The organism is Microbulbifer agarilyticus, assembly GCF_019800665.1.
Lineage (GTDB): Bacteria > Pseudomonadota > Gammaproteobacteria > Pseudomonadales > Cellvibrionaceae > Microbulbifer > Microbulbifer agarilyticus_C.
On sequence record NZ_JAHVKO010000004.1, the window covers coordinates 393224 to 413970 of the forward strand.

General features: G+C 60.3%; 23 protein-coding genes. 12 read left to right on the forward strand and 11 right to left on the reverse strand.

Annotated elements, in window-relative coordinates; genetic code table 11:
* Window positions 1-39: 39 nt before the first annotated feature.
* The 10 genes from rsd to rpmE form a co-directional block, all read right to left on the reverse strand.
* On the reverse strand, window positions 40-507 hold the full coding sequence (gene rsd / locus KUV22_RS11120; RefSeq protein ID WP_222231118.1) for a sigma D regulator: 468 nt from the start codon (window positions 505-507) through the stop codon (window positions 40-42).
* 117 nt (window positions 508-624) lie between these two features.
* Window positions 625-1383, reverse strand: coding sequence for an LrgB family protein (locus KUV22_RS11125; RefSeq protein WP_222231120.1), 759 nt, complete (start codon window positions 1381-1383; stop codon window positions 625-627).
* Window positions 1373-1780, reverse strand: coding sequence for a CidA/LrgA family protein (locus KUV22_RS11130; RefSeq protein ID WP_222231121.1), 408 nt, complete (start codon window positions 1778-1780; stop codon window positions 1373-1375). Before KUV22_RS11130 ends, KUV22_RS11125 begins: the two co-directional genes overlap by 11 nt.
* Before the next feature lie 13 nt (window positions 1781-1793).
* Complete coding sequence (locus KUV22_RS11135) at window positions 1794-2285, reverse strand: disulfide bond formation protein B (RefSeq protein WP_222231123.1); 492 nt, start codon at window positions 2283-2285, stop codon at window positions 1794-1796.
* A gap of 15 nt (window positions 2286-2300) precedes the next feature.
* Window positions 2301-2891, reverse strand: coding sequence for an acyl carrier protein phosphodiesterase (locus tag KUV22_RS11140; protein WP_222231125.1), 591 nt, complete (start codon window positions 2889-2891; stop codon window positions 2301-2303).
* A gap of 6 nt (window positions 2892-2897) precedes the next feature.
* Window positions 2898-4487, reverse strand: coding sequence for a glutamate--cysteine ligase (gene gshA / locus KUV22_RS11145; RefSeq protein WP_222231128.1), 1590 nt, complete (start codon window positions 4485-4487; stop codon window positions 2898-2900).
* 171 nt (window positions 4488-4658) lie between these two features.
* The gene (locus KUV22_RS11150; RefSeq protein ID WP_222231130.1) at window positions 4659-5048 is read right to left on the reverse strand and encodes a hypothetical protein; all 390 of its coding nucleotides are present in this window, start codon (window positions 5046-5048) and stop codon (window positions 4659-4661) included.
* 150 nt (window positions 5049-5198) lie between these two features.
* Complete coding sequence (locus tag KUV22_RS11155) at window positions 5199-6452, reverse strand: malic enzyme-like NAD(P)-binding protein (protein WP_222231133.1); 1254 nt, start codon at window positions 6450-6452, stop codon at window positions 5199-5201.
* Between the two features lie 309 nt (window positions 6453-6761).
* Window positions 6762-7604, reverse strand: a complete 843-nt coding sequence (locus tag KUV22_RS11160; RefSeq protein ID WP_222231136.1) for a thermonuclease family protein — start codon at window positions 7602-7604, stop codon at window positions 6762-6764.
* Window positions 7605-7621: 17 nt separating this feature from the next.
* Complete coding sequence (gene rpmE, locus KUV22_RS11165) at window positions 7622-7834, reverse strand: 50S ribosomal protein L31 (protein ID WP_010132044.1); 213 nt, start codon at window positions 7832-7834, stop codon at window positions 7622-7624.
* Window positions 7835-8024: 190 nt separating this feature from the next.
* Here rpmE and KUV22_RS11170 point away from each other — a divergent pair, with 190 nt between their 5' ends.
* The 6 genes from KUV22_RS11170 to KUV22_RS11195 all read left to right on the forward strand — a co-directional run bounded on the left by KUV22_RS11170 (window position 8025) and on the right by KUV22_RS11195 (window position 15300).
* Entirely contained in the window at window positions 8025-10274 is a 2250-nt protein-coding gene (locus KUV22_RS11170) for a primosomal protein N' (RefSeq protein WP_315857545.1), read from the forward strand.
* 76 nt (window positions 10275-10350) lie between these two features.
* Window positions 10351-10917 (forward strand): SPOR domain-containing protein, encoded by a 567-nt coding sequence (locus KUV22_RS11175; RefSeq protein ID WP_222231140.1) that lies wholly within the window; start codon window positions 10351-10353, stop codon window positions 10915-10917.
* A 99-nt stretch (window positions 10918-11016) separates the two neighbouring features.
* Window positions 11017-11556 carry an ATP-dependent protease subunit HslV gene (gene hslV / locus KUV22_RS11180; RefSeq protein WP_222231142.1) on the forward strand — a complete coding sequence of 180 codons (540 nt, stop codon included), beginning with the start codon at window positions 11017-11019 and terminating at the stop codon, window positions 11554-11556.
* A gap of 215 nt (window positions 11557-11771) precedes the next feature.
* On the forward strand, window positions 11772-13085 hold the full coding sequence (hslU, locus tag KUV22_RS11185) for an ATP-dependent protease ATPase subunit HslU (protein WP_222231144.1): 1314 nt from the start codon (window positions 11772-11774) through the stop codon (window positions 13083-13085).
* Between the two features lie 93 nt (window positions 13086-13178).
* A complete protein-coding gene (locus KUV22_RS11190; protein WP_222231146.1) occupies window positions 13179-13556 on the forward strand; it encodes a gamma-butyrobetaine hydroxylase-like domain-containing protein in 378 nt (125 codons plus the stop codon).
* A gap of 130 nt (window positions 13557-13686) precedes the next feature.
* Window positions 13687-15300, forward strand: a complete 1614-nt coding sequence (locus KUV22_RS11195) for an alkaline phosphatase (protein WP_222231147.1) — start codon at window positions 13687-13689, stop codon at window positions 15298-15300.
* Window positions 15301-15345: 45 nt separating this feature from the next.
* On the opposite strand, the gene KUV22_RS11200 is transcribed toward KUV22_RS11195, so the two are convergent.
* On the reverse strand, window positions 15346-16179 hold the full coding sequence (locus KUV22_RS11200; protein WP_222231148.1) for a CHAD domain-containing protein: 834 nt from the start codon (window positions 16177-16179) through the stop codon (window positions 15346-15348).
* Between the two features lie 130 nt (window positions 16180-16309).
* On the opposite strand from KUV22_RS11200, the gene ubiE reads away from it, so the two are divergent.
* The 6 genes from ubiE to tatA all read left to right on the forward strand — a co-directional run bounded on the left by ubiE (window position 16310) and on the right by tatA (window position 20705).
* The gene (gene ubiE / locus KUV22_RS11205; protein WP_222231150.1) at window positions 16310-17059 is read left to right on the forward strand and encodes a bifunctional demethylmenaquinone methyltransferase/2-methoxy-6-polyprenyl-1,4-benzoquinol methylase UbiE; all 750 of its coding nucleotides are present in this window, start codon (window positions 16310-16312) and stop codon (window positions 17057-17059) included.
* A gap of 171 nt (window positions 17060-17230) precedes the next feature.
* A complete protein-coding gene (locus KUV22_RS11210) occupies window positions 17231-17902 on the forward strand; it encodes a ubiquinone biosynthesis accessory factor UbiJ (protein ID WP_222231153.1) in 672 nt (223 codons plus the stop codon).
* A gap of 1 nt (window position 17903) precedes the next feature.
* Window positions 17904-19538 (forward strand): ubiquinone biosynthesis regulatory protein kinase UbiB, encoded by a 1635-nt coding sequence (gene ubiB / locus KUV22_RS11215; RefSeq protein ID WP_222231155.1) that lies wholly within the window; start codon window positions 17904-17906, stop codon window positions 19536-19538.
* Window positions 19539-19649: 111 nt separating this feature from the next.
* Window positions 19650-20069 (forward strand): phosphoribosyl-AMP cyclohydrolase, encoded by a 420-nt coding sequence (gene hisI, locus KUV22_RS11220; protein WP_222231157.1) that lies wholly within the window; start codon window positions 19650-19652, stop codon window positions 20067-20069.
* A complete protein-coding gene (locus tag KUV22_RS11225) occupies window positions 20066-20413 on the forward strand; it encodes a phosphoribosyl-ATP diphosphatase (RefSeq protein ID WP_222231160.1) in 348 nt (115 codons plus the stop codon). The genes hisI and KUV22_RS11225 overlap by 4 nt, the downstream gene beginning before the upstream one ends.
* Before the next feature lie 49 nt (window positions 20414-20462).
* On the forward strand, window positions 20463-20705 hold the full coding sequence (tatA, locus tag KUV22_RS11230) for a twin-arginine translocase TatA/TatE family subunit (protein WP_222231162.1): 243 nt from the start codon (window positions 20463-20465) through the stop codon (window positions 20703-20705).
* Window positions 20706-20747: the final 42 nt, after the last annotated feature.

Here is a 20747-nt window from a genome sequence, read left to right on the forward strand (position 1 = left end):
CAGAGTTATTTCACACGCGGTATGCGCATGAGCACGCAATCAGGCCAACTGATTTTTGTGTGCGGTGTGCAGGGTATCGATCATGCGGTCCTCCGCGGCAAAGCGGGTTTCCAGCGCGACGCCCAACTCTGACAGATCTTGTACCAGTGCACTGAGGTCATCGGTTTCCTGGTACTTGTCGTTGAAGTCGACAGCGACATCGGTGGTGCCATCAATCTCCCGGTACAGGGCTTTGGCTTGCTGTAACCCTTCGGTGTCACCAAAGGCCTGGCCTTCCTGTATCAACTGATCGTAGACCTCAAAGTGGCCGGCAGACACATAGTCCACCAGCTGCTGGCACAGGATGCGGACACTGGTCTCCGCGGCCTTGTCGCCATCGGAAAATTCCTTGTGGTCCGACAGCTGGCAAAAGCTCACCAGCAGCGCCTGACGGGATTGCAGCCAGCGGTCAATAATCTGGCTGACGCCGCCCCAGCGCTCTTGCGCGTTCTTACAGTTCTCCAACATCTCCAAGTTTCCTTTTGTGTCTTTTACAACTGCTCATACGAATGTAGAAGCTTCTCCCGCCGTGGGCAAGGCGGGCGCCGCAAAAAAACTGGAACGGGACGGACGTCTGCTTTTTTGCTACGCCGAGGTGAGAACTGGTAACAGCAATGCGGTCAGGGCGCCGCACAAACCCATGGCCAGTGCGGAAAAGGCGCCGCACAGGGCGCTGATCTCCAGGGCGCGCACGGTGCCGATGGCGTGGGCGTTGATGCCGAGGGTGAAACCGGTAACCCGCTCGTCGTGAATACCCAGCAGGCGCATAAGCGAAGGGCCAAATACTGCGCCGACAATCCCGGTAAAGGCCACCACCCCCGCGGCGAGGCTATGAATACCGTTCATCTGTTCGGTGAGCGCCAGTGCCACGGGGGTGGTCACGGACTTGGTGGCCAGTGCGACCAGTACCGTGTGACTGCCACCGAGCAGCAGCGCGATGACCACCGCCACCAGCGGCGCCAGCACGGCGCCCACTAGCAGACCAAGCATCAGTGGCCAGCCCGCGCGTCGTACCATCACCAGATTTTGTTTGAGGGGAATGGCGAGGGCGACCACCGCCGGGCCGAGTAACAGATACAGCAATCCGCTGCCCTGCTGATAGCCGGTGAAGTCGACGCCGAGCAGCAACAGCCCCGCAAACACCAGCAGGCTGCCGCCCACCACCGGGTGCAAGATTGGCGTACCGGTGCGCCGGTAGATTTTCAGTGCCAGCCAGAATCCCATGATGTTCAGTGGCAGTATCACCAGTGGGTGGGTGGCGGAGAGCGGCTGCAGAAAACCACTCGCAACCTGCTCCAGCTGGGCCAGCCATTGCAACCACAAGTTGCGTATTTCACTGCCCATGATCACCTCGGCGGCGGGCGCGTCGCTGAATCAGGTGTTTTAGCAGCAGAGCGGTGAGTGTCAGGCTGATCAGTGTGCCGATCACCATCGCGGCGATCAGCGCAAACCAGTCGCCGCCAGAGAGGTCGCGCAGAAAATAGATGCCCACAGTAGCGGGCAGGAAAATCAGTACCAGCAAACGCAGTATCTGCTCGGCAACCATGCCCAGGCCGTAGGGCACGCGCCCATACAGCATCAGTGCCAGCAGCAACAGCAGCATTCCCAGCACCGGGCCGGGTACCGACAGCGACAGGCTTGCGGCCAGCGCGCGACCGGCGAAGTCAAACGCCAGCAGTAGTCCCGCGCCCAGCAGCCACTGCAGTGCTTTGCCGGGCCACGATTTCGATTCGGGGGGCATGGTGAAGGTTCGCTTAGCCCTTGCGCAATGCTTGCCACAGGCCAAACAGGATCAGGCCCACAAAGCCCACCGCGGCCCAGCCGGGAATGGACAGCCCGAGGAAAGTCCAGTGCACCTCGGCGCAGTTACCGTCGCCAGTCAGCAGGGTTTTGATCACTTCAGCCATGGGGAAAACTTCCACCATATAGCTAATACCGGGGCCGCACGCCGGTACTTCATCTTCCGGCAGGCTCTGCAGCCACAGCTGGCGGCCGGAGAAGTAGAGGCCGCCCAGTGCCCACAGGGAGACGACGAATCCGTAGATGCGGCGGCCGATGCTGGAAGGGTTGTGCAGGAAAGCAATCAGCGAAGTGATACCAACACCGAGGAACATAACCCGCTGGGTGATACACAGTGGGCAGGGTTCGAGGCCCATCGCGTATTCCATATAGAAGGCCACGCCGAGTACGAAGATAACGGCGAGGAACATCAGCAAAAATGTGGTGCGCGGGCTTGGCAGGGTCATGGTGTCTTCCGGTATTTATTCGCTAATTTGTTGGCGGAAACGTTCGGCCTGTTGGCTTAGGTCGGCAAACAGCAGCTGAAACTCCTGCTCCAGTGCGCGGCGATCGCGTTCCAGCAGGGGCAGCATGTCGACCAGGGGTTGCGGGCGTCGCAGACGCTGACCCACTCGTTCGAGGGTGCGTTGGATCACGTCGACCTCGCGGTAGCCGGGGAGCAGTTTAAATTGCTCGGCGCGTTGAATAAACGTTTGCGCGTTTTCCGGGATCCACTGCTGGCGCTCGCGGAAGTTGGACCAGCATTCTTGGGAAAAGGTTTCCAGGGGGTGGGGATGCCACTGCTCCCAGCTGTTGGCGAGCAGGTGGTCGAACCAGATATCCAGCGCGATGCCGCCCAGGCGGCGCCACTCGGGACCGAGACGCGTGAGCGCGCTTAGAAAGGCAGGGTGCTGGTCACTCAGCAGGTCGATGCGCCGGTGCAGGCGCATGCCGTCTTCAATGGATTGGGGGCGGGCGCCGGTAAGCGGGCCTTTGACAAAGTCCCCGAGCAAACCGCCCAGTTGCCAGTCCGGATCCGGGCCGGAGAGCAGCAGGTGGGCGAGGTAATTCATCGGTGCTCAGAGGTCTTTGTGGCAGAACACATACTGGGCGTAGTACTTGCCAAGGAAGTCTTCGAAGGTCCCGGTGTCCGCGTCTTCCACGGCTTTTTGTTTCTGTCGCGACTCTTCTGCCAGGCGCTCGAACTCGGCCTGCTCTTCGTCGCTCAATGGACGGTCGATGAAATATTCGCGGTGTTGCTCGGCCTTGTCTTTGGCCCACTGGAAGAAGGTCTGCCCGTGTTCGTGCATCTCCGCCAGCATGTGCGCCGCCGGGGTGAGAGTTTTGCCGCTGATCTTGTCGCGCTGAACGTCCACCGCGCGCGCGTAATCTTCACTCTGCCAGGCGCTGTCCAGCAGTTCCGCCAACGGCATAATCTGGTCCAGCAGCTCGTTGGCCCAGTCGGTGAGTTTGCGCTCGCCGCCGTTGTGGATAAGTTGCACTTGCGGGTCGCGACCCTGGTAGACGATACGCGACAGGTTTTCCTGCACCGCGCGGTAGTCGGCTTCGTCGGTCTGCGGGCTGTCGCTCAGCAGGCAGTGCAGCAGGAAGGCATCGAGGAAGCGCATTTGCGGAGCTTCAATGCCCAGCGGCACAAACGGGTTCAGGTCCAGGCAGCGCACTTCAATGTATTCCACCCCGCGGGCGTCCAGAGCGGAGAGTGCGGTCTCGCCCATCCCGGCAGGGTTTTTCGGGCGGATCGGTGAGTAGAACTCATTCTCGATCTGCAGCAGGCCGGTGGACAGCTGCTGGTAGTGGTCCCCTGCATCTTTGACCCCCAGCTCGTGGTAGGCCGGATAGGGTTTGGAGATGGCGGCACACAGGGTGGACAGGTAGCTCGGCAGATCGTTGTAACAGACGATCAGGGACTTCTGTGCGTCGCTGGTGTAACCCAGGTCGCCCATGCGCAGGGAGGTCGAATTGGGTGCGTACAGGCTGCGGCCGTCACCGTCGAACGGCTGCAGCTTATGCTCGCGATCCTGCACGAAGGTGCCGCACACCGCCGGCGCTGCGCCAAACAGGTGGATCAGCAGCCAATACTGGCGACGGAAGTTGCGGATCAGGTCGAAGTAGCGGCGGGTCTTAAAGTCCTGCAGCGATTCACTGCTGTTTTCTTTGGCCTGCAGCCACTGCCAGAAGGTATCCGGCAGGGAAAAGTTGTAATGGATACCGGCGATGGTCTGCATGGCGCGGCCGTAGCGCAGGCCCAGGCCAAGGCGGTAAATAGTCTTCATGGTGCCGCTGTAGGAGCTGCCATAGCGCGCGACCGGGATATCCTTGTCGCGGCCGATACGGCCGGGCATGCTGTTGACCCACAGGCGCTCGTCGCCGATCTGGCTGTAGGTAAAGCGGTGGATCTGGTCGAGTTTTTCCAGAGCCTGCTCGGGCGTGGCCACCGGCGGTGTAATGAATTCCAGCAGTGCTTCAGAGAAATCGGTGGTGATGCACTCGTGGCTGAGTGCGGAGCCAAGCCCGTGCGGGTGGTCTGTCTGTGCCAGTTCGCCTTCCGGGGTGACCCGCAGGCCTTCCTTTTCAATACCGCGGCGAATGCCCTTGAGCAGGTCTAAGCCTTCCGGCTTGGCCAGTTCGGCCAGATTGAACGTGGGCAAGGGTATCTCCTGTGGGCTGCCGGCTGCATACCAAGTGCGCTAACTGTGACGCGCTGATGAATCCGCCAAACGGCGTCCGGCTTAAATGGGGGCATCCCCGGTGATCTCAAGCGGCAAACCCGGGGCATTCTCCTCGGGTCCGCACCAGATGGGGTGTTTCAGGTCGCTTGATCAGGTCTGTCCGGCAACGGGCTCGGAGGGCGGTTCGCTGCTCGCCAACTCGGCCGCCGCGTCCACTGCGGGTTCTGCAGCTTCTGTAGGTTCGTCGGTTGCCGGTGCTGCCTCAAGTTTGGGATCGACCTCGATCTCGCCTTCAGCCTTGAGAGGGGTTTCGCTGAGCGCGTCTTCGGGCACCAGCGGCTGGCGCTTGGTGTCCAGCTTGCATTCCAGCAGCTCAATGCGCAGGGAAACGTCGCGGGTGTTGGCCTCGAACATCTGATTGATGGCGACATCCTTGTGTTCGGTACGGAACAACTTGGTGTGCTCGCGGCCGTCAATCCAATCGTTGCCTTTACTTAAAAACTGCTGGTGCTGATTGGTCAGCACATAGACATGACTCATGCGGTGGGATAACTCTGCTCAGACATTGGAGCCAGTGTAGCGGTGCGCGGGGGGAGGCTCAAGGACTGGTGGAGTGGATCCGTACCCGGTAGCGCCACCGCTACCGGGATAGGTTCAAGATCGGGTCGATATAGACAGAATCGACAAGGTTTACACGGGCTTAAGCGGGTAATGCTCCGGGTAAGGCAGGCGTGCGGCGCCGCTATCTACCGCCGCCTTGGCCACCGCTGCAGCCACCTCTGGCAGCAGGCGGGGGTCGGTGGGCTTCGGCAAAATATAAGCAGGGCCAAATGCCATCTCTACGCCACCGTAGCCCGCGCGCACTTCTTGCGGCACATCTTCGCGCGCCAGCTTGCGGATCGCCTCAATGGCCGCGAGCTTCATGTGTTCGTTGATGCTGGTGGCGCGCACATCCAGTGCACCGCGGAAGATAAACGGGAAACACAGTACGTTGTTTACCTGGTTCGGGTAGTCCGAACGGCCGGTAGCCATGATCAGGTCGTCGCGGGTTGCGTGCGCCAGCTCCGGGGCGATTTCTGGGTTGGGGTTGGAGCAGGCAAACACCACTGGCTTGTCGGCCATATGCGCCAGTTGTTCCGCCGACAGTAGGTCCGGCCCGGACACGCCAAGGAACACATCGGCACCCTCGATAGCGTCATCCAGAGTGCGCATTTCGGTATCTCGTGCCCACTCGCCCTTGTAGGCGTTGATATCGCTGCGCCCGGAGTGGATGACTCCGCGGCTGTCGAGCATGGTGATCTGTTCTTTCTTGGCGCCCGCGCACAACAATAATTTGCAGCAGGCAGTGGCGGCGGCGCCGGCGCCCAGGCAAACGATGCGCGCGTCTTCGATGTTCTTGCCCTGGATTTCCAGCGCGTTCAGCATGCCGGCAACGGTCACGATCGCGGTGCCGTGCTGATCGTCGTGGAAAATGGGTACCGAGCAGCGCTGGATCAGAGCCTCTTCGATGTGGAAGCACTCCGGCGCCTTGATGTCCTCGAGGTTGATGCCACCGAAGGTGTTGGCGATAGCCGCAACGGTTTCGATAAAGCGTTCGGGGCTGGGTGCTTCCACTTCGATATCCACGGAATTGATATCTGCGAAGCGCTTGAACAGCAGCGATTTGCCCTCCATCACTGGCTTGGACGCCAGCGGGCCCAGGTTGCCGAGGCCGAGGATGGCACTGCCGTTGGAGATGACCGCCACCAGGTTGCCCTTGCCGGTATAGCGATAGGCGGCTTCCGGGTCTTTGGCGATTTCGCGCACCGGTTCCGCCACGCCCGGGCTGTAGGCGAGGGAGAGGTCTTCCTGGGTTTCAGCAGGTGTGGTGAGTTCCACCGATAATTTGCCCGGTGTCGGCAAGGCATGGTAGTCGAGCGCTGCCTGGCGTAGAGAGTCGGTCATCAGGGTGTCATCTTCTTGTATTGGAAAGCGCCCGGGATTCTGCACCGGGCGCGGGTTACCGCGGCTGTATTGATTTTATTGTGGGGCAGTTTGCGCGCCTAAAGCGGAAATATTGGGATGACCATCCGTTCATAGTGGTCAAAACCGGACATTCCAAAATAGGTTTACTAATACTACCCGTAAAATTGGTTACAGATGAAATAGTTTTCGTGATTTATGTGTATTTATTGAATGAATGAGTCACGGGGTTGGCGCTCGCCAAAAGATCGCTATTCGATGTGGGTGAAGTAAATGCGGCGGTGGGTAAAGCTAGCGGAGAAATTCCAGCGTTTCCGCGGCGTCCACCGCGATAAACCAGCGTTTGTGCCCGGGATTTCTGGCGGCGTATTTTGCGCCGCGATCCACCAGCCAGCCGCGCGTCATCAGCTGTCGATTGCGCCAGTTCTTCTGCCGTTTCAGGGATGGTGCGCTCCTAGGGTCGACCCGCAGTGCCACCGGTCCATCCAGATCCAGCCAGATATATCGGTTGTGGTGCGCCTTGGTCACTTGCCCGGTAAGCAGCACAAAGCCGCCATCGCCGGGGCGCACTTGGGAAGCAGTCATTACCGGCCATACGCCCGGTGACCAGACCCCGCGCTGGTACTGGCGCGCCTCGCGTTCGCGACTGGCCAGGCATTCGCTAAGGGCGAGGTTGGGCGCCACCGCAATATGGAAGGCGAGACCGGCGGACAGCAGTGCAGATTCCAGGCTGTCGCCGCGGTGGTTGTAGACGTAGGCCAGGACGCGGCCATGGTTGTCGCGGCGGTCGCGGTCGTAGACCAGTTCCAGATCGCCGCCGGCGAGAAAGCGTTCGGTGAAATCCCTGGCCTCCTCGGCCAGGGGCTGAGCCGGACGTTTGCGGTGGGCCAGCTCCGGTGTATTCACGCCGATCAGCCGCACCCGGCGGCCGTCTTCGAGGCGCAGGGTATCGCCATCGATCACCTGCTTGAGCCCCACCACCTCATCGGCGCCGCCCAGCACACAGTCAGCGCGGGCCGTACTCGCCTGCAGTATCGCCAGCACCAACAGCCAGGCACAAAAAAAGACGCCGAGGAATGTCCTGGGCGTCTTTTTTGTCGCAACCGGGATAGAGCGAATCTTCCCGGTGCACATTTCGGTAGCGCTTTCTCTTACTTGGAGATGCGGCTGCCGAAACGCTTCTTGAAGCGATCTACGCGGCCGCCAGTGCTCGCCTGCTTCTGCTTGCCGGTGTAGAACGGGTGGCAGTTGGAGCAAACGTCGAGCTGGATGTCCTTGCCCAGGGTGGAACCCATTTTGAAGGTGTTGCCACAGGAGCAAGTTGCGGTAATTTCGGCGTAGTTCGGATGGATATCGGTCTTCATGATTGCCTCTTTTCGACACCGCCACCCAGTCATTTATCGCTGAGCACGGAATCGTCATTGGTGTAGGGGATAAATCCCCGGGCTGTTTAAAAAGTCGGCGCATACTATCAGATTAGCCTGACGATTCAAGCGGAACCTTCTGCGTTATCATCGCGTCTTTGTGCAAGCAGTGCACCAGCAGTAGTGAGCAGTGGAGATACGTGCGTTGGGGTTAGTCGGGGCAGAGCAAAACCAATCTAGAGAACCGTCGGTCATTTTGCGCCTGGCAGTGCCGGTGCCCCTGCGCCGCCTGTTCGACTACCTGCCGCCAGCGGGCGTGAATCCGGCCCATCTGCAGCCCGGGCAGCGCTTTCAGGTGCCGTTTGGCAAGCGAGATCTGGTGGCCGTGCTGGTCGAGGTGGCCGCGGAGTCCCCCCACACCGAACTCAAGCCGGCCACCGCCTGTATTGACCCCACGCCGATCTTCGATGCGCGCAGCCGCCGCTTCCTGCAGTGGGCGGCCGATTACTATCAGGCGCCTATTGGAGAACTCTACGCCGCCGCCCTGCCGGTCGCGCTGCGCCGGGGAAAGCCGGCGGACCACTGGGCGGAGCAGTGGCTGGAACTGACCACCGAGGGCAAGGGGTTGCCGGAGACCGCATTAGCGCGGGCCAAGAAACAGCAGGCCCTGCTGCAATTACTACTCAGCGCGGGGCGCCAGAGCCGCACCGCGCTGAATGCCCGCGGCCTCAACAGCAGCGTGTGCAAGGCGCTGATCGAGCGCAACCTGGCGCACTGGGTGGCCGGGCCCACGGCCCCGCCGCCGCTGGAGGAGGTTGCGCCCCGCCCCGCCCCGGAATTGAATGACGAACAACGCCAGGTGATCGATTCGGTGCCCGCCAGCGGATTCAGTGCCTCGCTTTTGGAGGGCACCACCGGCAGCGGCAAGACCGAGGTCTATCTGCGCCTGATGGAGCGCGCCCTGCGCGACGGCAAGCAGGCCCTGCTGCTGGTGCCGGAGATCGGGCTGACCCCGCAGACCCTGCGGCGTATCGCTGCGCGCTTCCCGGATTTCCGTATCGCCGCCCTGCACTCGGGGCTTGCCGATGGCGAGCGCGCCCGCGCCTGGCTGTCCGCCGCCAGCGGTGTGGCGGATATTGTGATTGGCACCCGCTCGGCGATTTTTACCCCGCTGCCACGCCTTGGCATCATCCTGATCGACGAGGAACACGATGGCTCCTTCAAACAGCAGGACGGGGTGCGCTACTCCGCCCGCGACCTGTCGCTGGTGCTTGCGAAAAGCGGCGACGTACCGGTGCTATTGGGTTCCGCCACCCCCTCACTGGAGAGCCTGCACAATGCACTGAGCGGGCGCTACCAACACTTGCGCCTGCGTCACCGCGCCGGCAACGCCAAGCCTCCACAAATCAGTGTGGTGCCGATCCTGCACCAGCAATTGCAGGAGGGCTTTGCGCCGCAGGTGCTGCGGCATATCGGTGAGACGCTGGCGCGCGGTGAGCAAGCGCTGGTATTTATCAACCGCCGTGGCTATTCGCCGGCGCTGACTTGCGACGACTGCGGCTGGCTCGCCGACTGCCCGCACTGCTCCGCCAAGCTCACCCTGCACCGGCGCCAGCGCCACCTGCGCTGTCATCACTGCGACTACCGCATGCGCGAAGTGCACAGCTGCCCGCAATGCCACAGCCGCAACCTGAATGCGCTGGGTGCAGGCACCGAGCGCAGTGAAGACTTCCTTACCCACAGCTTCCGGGATTTCCCGGTGATTCGTGTCGACCGCGACACCACCGCCAGCAAGCAGGCGCTGGACAAGCTGCTGGAGCCGGCGCGCAACGGCGAACCCTGCTTACTGCTCGGCACCCAGATGCTGGCCAAGGGTCACCATTTGCCCAAGGTCACCCTGGTAGTGATTCAGGACGCCGACGGCGGCCTGTTCAGCGCCGACTTCCGCGCCCCCGAGCGCATGGGCCAGCTGCTGGAGCAGGTTGCCGGCCGCGCCGGCCGCGGTGACCTGCCCGGGCACGTGCTGGTGCAGAGCCGCTACCCGGAACACCCGCTGCTGCAACTACTGCTGAACAAGGGCTACGGCGCTTTTGCCCGCCAGCTGATGGACGAGCGCAAGATCGCTCAACTGCCGCCCCTGCGCGCCATGGCGCTGGTGCGCGCCGAGTGCGAGGAGCCGCGCTGGGCGGAAGAGTTTCTCGCCAACGCCCGCGACTACCTGCAAGCGCTGGCGCCGCCGTCGCCGGAGCTGCAGTATCTGGGACCAGTGCCGGCACTGCTCGAGCGCAAATCCGGCCGCTTCCGCTTCTACCTGCAGATCACCGCGGAAAAACGCGGCCTGCTGCAAAAACTACTGGCGCAGTTCAGCCAGTGGGCGGAAGGCAATCGCAACCGGCGGTTGCGCTGGGCGATCGACATGGATGCCCAGGAGCTGTCCTAAATTCCGCACACAGCGCGGAGTTCAGGCGTTACAATTTGCCGCTTTGCATAAATAGATAAAAGACTGAGAGAACACGATGGCCCGCCGTAACACCCGCCGCTCACAACCCTCCGGCAAGCCCGCCTGGGTCTGGTTTGTACTGGGCAACTTTGTCGGCGGCTTCGCGGTGTTTGTGTTTTTGCTGAACGACATAAAGACCGGGCAGATGCAGGTGGCCAAGCGCACGGAAAAGCCCGTCGCCGACAAGCCCGCCCCGGGTGAATCCAAGCCGCGCTTCGACTTCTACAAGCTGCTGGAAGAAAACGAAGTCAAAGTCCCCGAGCCGAAAAACCCGCAAGTGCGGGTGCGTGACGGCGACAAGCCCGCGGAAGATTCGCCGGTGCAGAGCGAGCCCAAATCCGATCTGGTGTATATCCTGCAGGCCGCCAGTTTCCGCGACAAAGCTGAAGCCGAGCGCCTGCGCGCCCAGCTGATGCTCGCCAACCTCGACGTCAAAGTGGAATCGGCCACCGACAACCGCGGCACCTGGCACCGGGTTCTCGTCGGCCCGTATACCAACCGCTCCAAGGTCGCCAAGGCCCGCAGCGTGCTCGCCGAACACCGTTTGATGCCGCTGGTGCTCAAGCGTCCGGCGCAGGGATAAACAAATCCTTTCCGACTGCCCGGTTTTCACCGGGCAACATTGAAATCCCCCTTCTCCGACCACACTTAGTGCTTCTGAATCCAAAATGCAGAGGCACCAGTGGAACAATATCGCGGTACAACCATCCTCTCCTGCCGCCGTAACGGCAAAGTCGTTATCGGTGGTGACGGGCAAGTCTCCATGGGCAACACCATCATGAAAGGTAACGCCCGCAAAGTGCGCCGCCTGTACAACGACAAGGTCATCGCCGGATTTGCCGGCGGCACCGCCGACGCCTTCACCCTGTTCGAGCGCTTCGAAGCCAAGCTCCAGGCCCACAACGGTCAGCTTACCCGCGCCGCCGTCGAACTCGCCAAAGACTGGCGTACTGACCGCGCCCTGCGTCGCCTCGAAGCGCTGCTTGCCGTGGCCGACGAAACCGCTAGCCTGATCGTCACCGGTAACGGCGACGTTATCCAGCCGGAAGACGACCTGATCGCCATCGGTTCCGGTGGCCCCTTCGCCCAGTCCGCAGCGCGCGCGCTGCTGGATAACACCGAGCTGGATGCGCGCACTATCGTCGAGCAGGGTTTGAAAATTGCCGGCGACATTTGTGTGTACACGAACCACCACAACACGATTGAAGAGCTGAGTTACTGATCGCCAAACTGGCAACGAAGCATTCAGGTATGAATTGAAGGTCGGGTGCCGGGTAAAAGATTTCGAAACCGTCGGCGACAGGACGTCGCCGCCGGAGCGTACAGGGATGTATTTATAGCGATTTCGAAATCTTTTACCCGGTGCGCGACCGCCACCGCAACAGCTTCAAAGCACATAGAAGCTGGAACGAAGCGAAAAGAATCCGAGTAAAGACCATGTCCATGACCCCTAGAGAAATCGTTCACGAACTCGACCGTCATATTGTCGGCCAGAACGACGCCAAGCGTGCAGTGGCCATTGCCCTGCGCAACCGCTGGCGCCGCATGCAGGTCAATGAAGAACTGCGCGCGGAAATCACCCCGAAAAACATCCTGATGATCGGCCCCACCGGCGTGGGTAAAACCGAAATTGCCCGCCGCCTCGCCAAACTTGCCGGCGCGCCGTTTATCAAAGTCGAAGCCACCAAATTTACCGAAGTGGGCTACGTCGGACGCGATGTGGAATCCATCGTCCGCGACCTCGTCGAAATGGCCATCAAGCTCGAGCGCGAACGCGCCACCGAAGGCGTAAAGCAGCGGGCCATGGACGCCGCCGAGGATCGCGTGCTCGACGCCCTGCTGCCACCGGCACGCAATACCGACCCGCTGGAAAAAGACTCCGGCACCCGTCAGGTATTCCGCAAAAAACTGCGCGAAGGCGAGCTCGACGACAAGGAAATCGAAATCGACGTCTCCGCCAGTCCCATGGGTGTCGAAATCATGGCGCCTCCGGGCATGGAAGAAATGACCAACCAGCTGCAGGGCATGTTCTCCAATATGTCCAAAGGCAAAACCCAGAAGCGCAAGCTCACCGTCAAGCAGGCGCTCAAGCAGCTGACCGACGACGAAGCGGCCAAACTGATTAACGACGAAGAAATCAAAACCAAAGCCATCCGCTCCGCCGAGCAGAACGGCATTGTGTTTCTCGATGAAATCGACAAAGTTGCCAAGCGCCAGGAAAGTGGTGGTGCCGATGTGTCCCGCGAAGGTGTGCAGCGCGACCTGCTGCCGCTGATCGAAGGCTGCACCGTCACCACCAAATACGGCATGATCAAAACAGACCACATTCTGTTTATCGCCTCCGGTGCCTTCCACCTGTCCAAACCGTCGGATTTGATTCCGGAACTGCAGGGCCGCCTGCCGATTCGTGTGGAACTGAGCTCGCTGACCTCCAAGGACTTCCAGCGTATTCTCACCGAACCTTCGGCCTCGCTCACCGAGCAGCAGAAAGCACTGCTGGGCACCGAGGGCGTCAATCTGGAATTCTCCGAAGACGGTATTCAGCGTATCGCCGAAGTCGCCTTCGAGGTGAACGAAACCACCGAAAACATCGGTGCGCGCCGCCTGCATACGGTGCTCGAGCGCCTGCTGGAAGAAATATCCTTTGCTGGTGGTGACGGCGACAGCACCATTACCATCGATGCGGCTTACGTTGACAAACAGCTGGGTGAGTTGAGTAAAGACGAAGACCTGTCGCGCTTTATTCTCTGACTCTGCTTGTTACTGGTTGGGGGCCGCATAGCGCGGCCCCGCTGTATCTCACTGTATCTTGCCGCCCGCTTCTAATTGACTCTTGGTTTTGCCATGTCCGCACCGAAAAAAATTCGCCTGAACAAGGCCGAAAAAAACCTTTGCCTGCAATACGCCGATAAAGAGTTTGTGCTGCCCGCCGAATACCTGCGGGTCTATTCGCCCAGTGCCGAAGTGCGCGGCCATGGCGCCAGTGACGGTACATTGGTGGATGGGAAAATCCGTGTGGGTATCGACAAGGTCGCCGCCGCCGGGCGCTATGCCCTGCAGATCTTTTTTGATGATGGCCACGATAGCGGTATATACACCTGGGCTTACCTGCGCGAGCTGTGCGATACCCAGGAGGAGAAGTGGCAAAGCTACCTCAAGCAACTGCAGGCCCAGGGCAAGGGTCGCGATCCCGATGAGAGTGCGGTGAAGCTGATTGGTTGAATCTACTCTCTAGGTCAGTAGCAAATCTGTCCGCAAAATCCTCTACACTATCGCCCCAGTCTTTAGCATCTCGCCACTTTGCCGCCTTTATCTTGGGTTTGCGGTCGGCGAATTTTTACCGGGGCACAGTATGCAATTTCATCGACTCCCTCTCACGTTCGTTACCGCCTTTGGCCTGACCGTGGCGGCATGTAGCGATCCTAATACCACCCCGAGTACTTCCTCGAATCCATCACCCAGTAACTCAGCAGCGCAGTCGGGGCAGATTCCCGAGTCGCAACAGAGCAGCAGCTGGTACCGCGATGGCCAGGCCGCACTCGCGGACGCCCAGAATGTGGTGATTAACAATGAGCGCGGTGCGGCCAAGAACATCATTCTGTTTGTGGGTGATGGCATGGGCATCTCCACCGTAACCGCCATGCGCATTCTCGCCGGCCAGATGGAAGGTCAGAGTGGTGAGGAATACCAGCTGAGCTTTGAAACCATGCCGTTTGCCGGCCTGAGCAAAACCTACAACACCAACCAGCAGACACCGGACTCCGCTGGTACCGCCACCGCACTGATGGCCGGGGTGAAAACCAAGGCGGGCGTGTTGAATGTGGATGAAACCGTGGCCCGCGGGGATTGCGCGGCGAGCCTGCAGCACCCGCTTACCACCGCACTCGAGCTGGCGGAGAATCTCGGCAAGAGCACCGGCGTGGTGAGTACCGCACGCATCACCCATGCCACCCCGGCTGCTACCTACGCGAAAGTGCCGGAGCGCGGCTGGGAAGCGACGGCTCCCGAAGGCTGTAAAGACATTGCCACGCAGATGGTGGAACTGGCGGCCGGCGATGGTATCGAAGTGGCCATGGGCGGTGGCCGCCGCAGTTTCCTGCCGGAAGAGGTGGAGGACCTGGAAGGCAAGTCCGGCAAGCGCACCGACGGTATCAACCTGATCGATGCTTGGAAGGCGCGCTATAACGACGGTAGCACCAAGGCGGTATACATCGAAGACCAGTCCGGATTCGATAAACTCGATGTGGCCGGCACCGATAAATTGCTCGGCCTGTTTGCCAGCTCGCACATGCGCTACGAAGAAGATCGCAAGAACGATAAAGCCGGCGAGCCATCCCTATCCCAGATGACCGCCAAAGCCATCGAACTGCTGAGCAAAAACGACAAGGGCTATTTTGCCATGATCGAATCCGGCCGCATCGATCACGGCCACCATGCGGGCAGCGCCTACAGTGCGCTGACCGACGGTGTGGAAATGGCCCGTGCGGTGCAGGTGGCCATGGATAATACCAGTGCCGAAGATACCCTGATCATAGTGACCGCCGACCACAGCCATGTAATGACCATCGCCGGCTACCCCACCCGCGGCAACCCGATTCTTGGCAAGGTGGTCGGCAATGATGAAACCGGCGAGCCCAAGGAAAACGTATCGCTGGCGGCCGATGGCATGCCCTACACCACGATTACCTATGCGAATGGCCTCGGCTTCGCCGACCTCGGTGACAGCACCAATGCGGACGATCGCTATGATGATCCGGTCAATGCTGGGCGCCATGATCTCCACGACATCGATACAGAATCAAGCGGCTTCCACCAGGAGTCGCTGGTGCCATTGGATAGCGAAACCCACGGTGGCGAGGACGTGGGTGTCTGGGCGCGCGGACCGGGTGCCCACCTGCTTACCGGCACCAAAGAGCAGAATGTTATTTTTCATGTGATGGTGCATGCGGGCGGGCTGCTGGATTAAACGGAGCCAGATTAATCGGCGCCGGATTAGTTCAGGCGGTATGTGCTAAGCAAACGACCAGTGTCCCTGCGCGAACAGTTGCCGGCACAGCTGCTCAATTTCATTGCGCAGCTGCTCCAGTCGTTTTTCGGCATGTTTCAGCAATGCGCGCTGCTCGCTGGCCATTTCGGGCGTGTCATCCCCGTAGCGCGCAAGGTGCTGGCAGAGTAGCCGAAGGTCGCGCCAGTCGCCCAGTGCGCTGGCCAGCCTTTGCAGGCCGCGGGTGCGCGCGCCGATGGTTTCCGGATAGTGCTCTTCCAGCAGGCGGCTCTGGTACCACTGGTCTTTGACCCGTTTGCGCAGCGTGTGGAAGCGCTCGTCTGTATTCATTGCAAAGGCGTGTCTCATGGCCTTGAATGCCCGCCGGTAGCTTTTGCAGTAGCCCAATTCAATATCGTCCCAGTTGGCGCCCTGAAAGTGCCACCCATCAATTTTTATCAGCGCCAGTTGCAACGATTTTTCGGCCTGCTCCAGCAGCCTCTCTGTGTGCCCGTTATCCAGTCGGCTCTTCAGGTGCGCTGCGGTGTGTGGGAAGCGGTCGGCTTCCAGCTGATCCTCCAGGGCGAGATGTAGCGATGCGCTTTCGCGGCAGGTACTGAGTGCAGCATTAATGCTGCGGTAACGGGCATTTTCGGTGTGGTACAGGGTGTCGGTCGTGGTATTGGCGTAGCGGATAAGGCGCAACAGGGCGCGCAATTTTTTTCCATGTTTTCGCACACTGTGGATGGCATGCCCGTCTTCCGCCGACTGGCAGCAGGCGATGGCTGCATGCACCTGCGCGCGCGCAACCGCATGAATCGATGGGGCAAGTGGGTGCTTACTGTGCAATTGATAGGACATAAGTAAGACAGGAGCAGAATGGAAAGAGAGCGGCGTTGCCTCGATATTGCTCAAGTTTAGTCTGCGGCGGTGCCGATCAGGTCCGCCCCATGTACAATGTGGCCCTGAAATTTGGCGCAGCAGGCACAAGATGACCGAACGCAAGACGACCCACTTCGGCTACCAGCAGGTACCGGTGGAGGAAAAGGCGGGACGAGTGGCGGATGTATTCCACTCGGTAGCGGCCCGCTATGATGTGATGAACGACCTGATGTCCGGTGGGGTCCACCGCCTGTGGAAACGTTTCACGATTGAGCTTTCTGCGGCGCGCCCGGGCCAGACAATCCTGGATATTGCCGGCGGTACCGGCGACCTGACCGCACGCTTTTCCCGCATCGTTGGCCCCACCGGCAAGGTGGTGTTGGCGGATATCAATGCGTCCATGTTGAAGGTCGGCCGCGATCGCCTGCTGGACCGCGGCATTGCCGGCAATGTGGAGACGGTTCAGGCAGACGCCCAGTACCTGCCCTTCCCTGACAACACCTTTGACTGCATCACCATCGCGTTCGGCCTGCGCAACGTGACGGATAAAGACCTGGCGCTGCGCTCCATGCTGCGCGTGCTGAAACCCGGTGGGCGCCTGCTGGTGCTGGAGTTCTCCAAGCCGGAATCGAAGCTGCTGGAAAAGGTCTACGATCAGTATTCTTTCCGCCTGCTGCCGTTTATGGGCAAGCTGGTGGCGGACGATGCCGATAGCTATCGTTATCTGGCGGAGAGCATTCGCATGCACCCGGACCAGGAAACCCTCAAAGGCATGATGAGCGATGCCGGCTTTGTGGATTGTGAATTCCACAATATGACCGGTGGCATCGTGGCTTTGCACAAGGGCATTAAGCCCTAGTTCTATTTATGTCTGTGGCGGTCCGAACGACGGGAACCCCTCGCGAGACACGCCGTGAACCCATCCCTGGGGGCTCTTCTAAAACATCCCTGTTTTAGAAGGTCTCGCGAGGGGTTCCCGCCGCCCGGACCTTCGCATCAGCGTATTTCGCACGGATGAATTCTGATAACAATGACCGATCCCACCTTCCGCGCCGGTTTTGACGCCACACTGGAAACCGCCATCAACACCGCCCTGCGTTACGACCCGGGCAGCCGCGCACGCCTCGGCAAACTTGCGGGCAAGGTGCTGGGGGTGAACCTCACGGCGCCGGCCATGTCCCTGTTCCTGTTTATCGACGACGAGGGTGAAGGTGGCTACATCGAAGTGCACAGCCGCTGGGATGGCGAGGTGACCACCGAGCTGTCCGGTTCTGCCCTGGCATTTATCCAGTTGCTGAGAAACCGCGATGCCACGCCGGCCAAACTGGGGGTGACGGTGCGCGGTTCCAGTGCACTGCTGGCAGAGCTGCAGTCGACCCTGCGCGAGCTGGATATCGACTGGGAAGAACCCGTCTCCAAGTTAATTGGCGATTCGCCGGCCCATCAGCTGGGCACCGGCGTGCGCATGGCGGCGAGCTGGCTGAAAGACGCGCTCGGCACCGCACCGAAAGCAACCGCGGAAGCGGTGAGTGAAGAGTGGCGCATGACACCGCCGCAGGCGCAGTTCGAAGCCTTTGCCGAGGATGTGGCCGAATTTTCCCACGGTGTGGACCGCTTGGAAGCGCGCCTGGCGATTTTGCAGCGCAAGTTTGCGGCGCAGGTAAAGGCCGCCAGCGGCAAGCCCGGCCAGGAGAAGCGTTGACGTGCCACTAGCGAGAAGCCTCACCATCGCGCGGGTGTTCCTGCGCTACCGACTGAATGAACTGGTGCCGGCGGAGTACCAGCCGCTGTGGCTGCGCACACTGTGGGCGCCCTACAAGCTGTTGCCTGCGGGTAAAGCGAAAAACATGACCCGCGGCGAACGCCTGCGTTGCGCGCTGGAAGACCTCGGGCCTATTTATGTGAAGTTTGGCCAGTTGCTGTCCACGCGCCCGGATCTGCTGCCACCGGACATGGTGCTGGAGCTGAACCAGCTGCAGGACAATGTGCCGCCGTTCCCCATTGACCAGTGTGTCGAGCGTATCGAGGCGTCGCTGGGTGCACCGGTGGATGAATTGTTTGCCGAGTTCGATCGCGAACCGCTGGCGTCCGCGTCAGTGGCGCAGGTACACGGTGCGCGCCTGAAAGGTGAAAACGGCGAGCCCGGCCAATCGGTGGTGGTGAAGGTGCTGCGCCCCGGCATTAATAAGGTGATCCAGCAGGACCTGCAGCTACTGCGTTATATCGCTCGCTGGATCGAGCGCTATCTGCCGGACGGCCCGCGCATGCGCCCGGTGGAGGTGGTGGAAGACTACCGCCACACCATCGAGGGCGAGCTGGACCTGGTGCGCGAGGCCTCCAACGGCTCCGAGCTCAAGCGCAACTTCGCCAATTCGCCCCTGCTGTATGTACCGGAAGTCTACTGGGACTATACCCGTGAGAACGTGCTGGTGCTGGAACGCATCGACGGCATTCCGGTAACCGACCTGGAGCAGCTGCGCGCGCAGAACACCAATATGGAAATGCTGGCCGAGCGCGGTGTGGAGATCTTCTTCAAGCAGGTGTTCGAGCACAACTTCTTCCACGCCGATATGCACCCGGGCAACATCTTTGTGTCTCGCGAACACCCGGATCGCCCCAAGTACATCGCCATCGATACCGCCATCGTCGGCAGCCTGACACGCGAAGATCAGTACTACATGGCGCGCAACATCCTCGCCATGTTCCGCCGCGACTACCGCATGGTGGCCGAATTGCATGTGCAGAGCGGCTGGGTGCGCCGGGATACGCCAATCAACGCCTTCGAGTCCGCGATTCGCGCGGTGTGCGAGCCGATCTTTGAAAAGCCCCTGGGGGAAATCTCCTTTGCGCGTGTGTTAATCAGTTTGTTCCAGACCGCGCGGCGTTTTGAGATGGAAGTCCAGCCCCAGCTGGTACTTTTGCAGAAAACCTTGCTCAATATAGAAGGATTAGGGCGACAGCTTTATCCTCAGCTGGATCTGTGGAAGACTGCCCATCCGTTTCTTGAGCGGTGGATGCGTGAGCGCATTCATCCGAAGACGATTGTCGGCGAAATTAAGCGATATGGGCCGGAATGGCTGGAAAAATTCCCGCAACTTCCGCAAATGGCGTTTTCCGCCCTGGAGCAGGGGCGCGAGCTGGGTCCCCAGCTGCAGCAGCTGAGTGACCAGCTGGCGGGCAGCCGCCAACGTGGGCGTACCCGTTATGCGCGGATGATTGTCGGTGGCTTGCTGGCGGCGGGCGCCGCCCTGTTGGCGTCACCGGGGTTACTGGCGCAGATACCGGCTGCCAGTTGGATTATGGGTGCGGCAGCGCTGGCGCTGCTGCTGTGGCCCTGAAGGATTGGGCGTGGGGCTTTTCATTGAGTCCTGTCGAGGCCCTCGAAAGGTCGGTCACACTCCGGCCTTCAGGCGAGGGTCATGAGCCTACAATATCGAATGCAGTAAGGAATGCGTACGGTGAGTGAAACTGATTTCACAGAAGCAGTCAGCTGGAACAGCGACGGTCTGGTGCCTGCCATTGCGCAGGATTTTAAAACTGGCCGCGTGCTGATGATGGCGTGGATGAATGTCGAATCCCTGCGCCTAACCGCCGAGGAAGGGCGCGCGGTGTACTGGTCCCGCTCCCGCGGCAAGTTGTGGCGCAAGGGCGAGTCTTCCGGCCATGTACAGTTGGTGCGCGAGATGCGCCTCGATTGCGACGGCGACACCATTGTTCTGCTGGTAGAGCAGCTCGGCGGCATCGCCTGCCATACAGGTCGCACCAGTTGTTTCTATCAGGTACTAGAAAACGGCCAGTGGCAGATTCGCCAGCCGGTCATCACCGACCCGAAAGAGATCTATTCAGGGGAGAAGAAGACCGCGTCATGAGTAATATGCTGACACAACTGGACCGGGTCCTGCGTATGCGCATGCAGGAAGCGGATGCCGACTCTTCCTATGTCGCCAGCCTGCACGCCAAGGGGCTGAACAAGATTTTGGAGAAGGTGGGTGAAGAGTCCACCGAGCTGGTGCTTGCCGCCAAGGACGCCGAGGGTAAGGGCGCCGACAGCGACGAGTACCAGGCGATGATTTCGGAAACCGCTGATCTGTGGTTTCACTCCCTGGTGATGCTCAACCATTTGGGCGCGGACTCTCGCGCGGTACTGGATGAGCTGGGGCGTCGATTCGGCCTTTCAGGCCTCGAAGAAAAAGCGTCACGCAGCCAAGACTGACGGCGTGCATTGAACATACGAATTCAAGATTGAATCAGGAGCATTTCTTATGGGTATTAGCTGGCAACAATTGCTGATCTTGCTGGTCATCGTCCTGCTGATTTTCGGCACCAAGCGTCTGCGCAACCTCGGCGGCGACCTCGGTGGTGCCATAAAGGGCTTCAAAAAAGCCATGAAGGAAGAAGACAAAAAGGACGCGGAGGACAAGGATCCGGAATTGCTGGAAAAAGACGAAGCCAGCAAACCGCAGCAGAAAACCTCTACCGAAGAAAAGCAGTCCCAGGACAAGTAAGGCCGGTTATCGGTTTTGCTTTGCATCCGTCGTTAACTGAGC